The organism is Chitinophaga sp., assembly GCF_035564935.1.
GTDB lineage: Bacteria > Bacteroidota > Bacteroidia > Chitinophagales > Chitinophagaceae > Chitinophaga.
Window position 1 is genome coordinate 1 of record NZ_DATMTE010000915.1, and the last position, 3,306, is coordinate 3,306.

General features: G+C 47.6%; 2 protein-coding genes. Both read right to left on the reverse strand.

Translation table 11 applies throughout. The annotated features are described in order from the left end of the window. Window positions 1-193 precede the first annotated feature (193 nt). Window positions 194-2,269 carry a helix-hairpin-helix domain-containing protein gene (locus tag VN105_RS23855; RefSeq protein ID WP_325644950.1) on the reverse strand — a complete coding sequence of 692 codons (2,076 nt, stop codon included), beginning with the start codon at window positions 2,267-2,269 and terminating at the stop codon, window positions 194-196. A 74-nt stretch (window positions 2,270-2,343) separates the two neighbouring features. Continuing rightward, window positions 2,344-3,138 carry a hypothetical protein gene (locus tag VN105_RS23860; RefSeq protein ID WP_325644952.1) on the reverse strand — a complete coding sequence of 265 codons (795 nt, stop codon included), beginning with the start codon at window positions 3,136-3,138 and terminating at the stop codon, window positions 2,344-2,346. Between the last annotated feature and the right edge of the window lie 168 nt (window positions 3,139-3,306).

Consider the following 3,306-nt stretch of genomic DNA (forward strand, 5'->3'; position numbering starts at 1 on the left):
AGCCATGATCACAAGCCTCTTATCTTGCAGACAGGTCCCTCTCATAAAGCAAATTAAATTTAGATTTTGGTTGATATCCACAAGGTAGATAAAAAAAGTAAATCACGGTACATCTACTTAACATTATTTTAACAGCTGATAAATTCCACTCCGCAACAACCTGATAATCAATTTATAAGTAAGTTAAAAAAATTCATTTCCCTGCTATAAGATACTGCAGCTGAAACTGGATCATTGTTTTTTTATTTCCACTTATCGCATCATTACCGCTGCCGATACTGGTTTGACCAGGGTACCAATTCTGGTGGAAGCGCCCCCAGCATGTTAACCGGCGGCCACCTTTCCATTTTATATTCAGGTAATACTGCCAACCTGCCCCATACAACTGTGATACCGCATTGTCATACAGCACACTGCTTTCTGTTGCATATATCCTGCTATCATAACTACTCGTTTGAAAACGCGATAACCTGCCACTTATTGTGAATGGTAAATGATTAAACCGGTAACGGGCATCCTGGTAAACCATCCACCCCCGTTGTTTATCTCCACCTGTTTTATAGCTGCTGTATTCGAGCCTTGTTTTGATATCCAGCTGTTTGCCTACTTTGGCACTCCACTGAAAGCGCAGGTGTGTAGCCGTTACAATGGCCAATACTTTTACCGGGTTGCCGGGCAGTAATAAGTTTTCCTCACTTTGCCGGAAATTGTATCTCAGTAATAATGCCATCTTCTTACCTGGTACATAGCTACCCTGCAGGAAGAAGTCTTTCCCGCGAGAAGGTGCATTGCTCCTGTATTTCAGCCAGGGGAAATGAAAAATGTCTGCATATCCGTCTGCCTGCCATCGGGCGTTTATCCTTAATGTAACCGCGGCATATAATCCCTGTTCGTTAACGGTCCGGTAGCCATCCCCGAATCCTTTTGCGTATAACGACTGGTAAGCCTTATCGTAGTACCTGTACACAATGCCAATATCTGCCGTTGGGGCTACGCTTGTCAGCAGCCCTTGTACCACAGCGGGTTTCCCATTACTACTCATAGCTGCCTCCCCGAATAAATGTACATTTTTCCAGGTACCGGAATAGTCCACACTTGCAGCGGTCAGCTCAGCACCGTTAAAATCAAACTGGTTATACGGCGCTGTTTTCTTTTGCAATACCGGTGTTAAATGATGGCTGGTCACATTCGCTCCCAGCTGCCACCTTGCGGCATGATAACGGATGTTGCCACCGGCGCTTAATTGTTGTACGCGTCCCCGTTTGGCGGCCTCTGTTACTGTACGGTGATAACCACTACTGATGATACTGGCAGCGGTCACTTCGTCCATCAAAGTATCTGTACTGGCATCCTGTTTACGGAGGGAAACAAACCCCGTCAGTTCCCAATGTCGCTGCGCCAGCGTAATAGCTGCACCCCTGAAAAAATAAAACTCTCCTGCTGATGTATATGGCCGCAGCACTTCCCCTTCACGCTTTACCTGCATCACGGCTGCTCCTTTTCCATAGGCCTGTCCCTGCCAGTTCAGTAACCCCTGCCCCATGTTCACCGTATAATCGCCCAATGCAAGCGCCTTTATTTTCCCGTAATTCCGGATAAAAATATGCGCACTGTAAAAATCAAATCCCTGTTGCTGCGCACCCTTAAAAAAGGCTTCCCCCGCATCCTTCTCCACTACTATGCCCCAGCTCATGTATCGTGGAAAGCTGTAACGGTAACGCATAAACACTTTATCAGGGCTTCCCCTGTAAGCAGGTAAGGTGCTGTCGGAATGCGTATACCCTTTTGCTTTTTCCCCTGCACGGCTGTACCGCAGCAACACCGAATGATCTCCTTTATGCACATAGTCCTTTAGGGTATAATGAGGCGCCAGGTCATTGCCTACCTCTACATATGGCAGTATTTGCCGGATCACCTCCGGTTCAAACCCCGGCACCGCCTGTAATTCATAGATGCTTAGCAGATCTCCCAATAAGGCGCGGTACTGCAGGAAACGGCTGATCTGTAAAGGCGTCAGCAACCCGATCGACTGTAATGTTGCTTCATCTGCTGTATTCAACCGGATCTTATGCCTCGCCAATGCATTTAAGGTTTGCCATTGTGCATCGTCCTCTGATACGGTTTCAGTTCCCGCTGCTTCACGCTCCAGGTTATTCTCTGCTGCAGGCGGCAATATTTCTTCCTGCTGACGCGCATACACTTCATCTCCTCCAAGCAGCAACAGCAAACAACCAGCAATACCGCTGGTCACTAAACGGATCATGGTCATATCAATAACATTGAAAATAACTCCAGGGTATATATAAACCCGCTTTGCCGGCGAAGCAAAGATCCGCCAGTGCTTCATTCTGCCTGGGCAGAAGGTGAAAGCTGCCATATCAGCGAGGTTGCAGGTGTAATGCCCAGTTGCGGATGAAACGCGGCAGCAATATCTATCCGCAGTGACCGGAGGAATAAGATCACTGCAGCGTTATTGTAAGCAGCGCCGGATGCAACACCTATTTCTAGTGCGAGTTGCCGGATAATACGGTAATAAGCAGATGCCTTTACCGTTGTAAACGCGCCCATGCCAATCACTTCACCGGTCAGAAGGAAATCGCGCGATGCCTCAAACCCCACGCCGCCACTATATACAACAGCCGCATCCGCAGGTTTGTACACATGTACCCCGCCATGCCACTGCTCACTGATATGCCATAGCAATCCTCCATCCACATTGATTTTCCCTGTGCTCCCAAACCCCTGCACACTGGTGGTTTCATAATTAAACTGCAGTCCTGCACCAACCTTCCGCCCCAGCTGCATACCATATGCACCACTCAATCGCTGCTGGTTCCAGGCACTGTTACCTAACCGTGTAATGCTGCCTCCAAATGTTCCTCCCTGAACAGGAACCGCTACCATCGCCGCATACAGCGACGCTGCCTTCAGCATAAACCTGTTCTCTGCATAAATACCTGCAGCCAGAGAAGACAAACACGATAACCCCGCCGGGTTAGACCAGGCAGAGATCACCTGCTGGAAATGCCGGCTGTAACTGCCGCTGCCAGTATATTTTCCTACCGGCGTTAATAATGGTTGCGCATACAACAACGCTATCTGCGCCGTGAGTAAAAGGGCCAACAATAATTGTTTCATCAGGGAATTGGGTTTAACAATAAATCTGCCGGCAAACAGGTTAACAATATCTCACCGGTGAATACAAAAATAAACAGCTGAAATAAGAGAAGTGTTAATGAAACATAAACACGCGAATTTTGTCGCGGATTTTGTCTGACTCAGGATTACACTGATTTTGCTGATTAC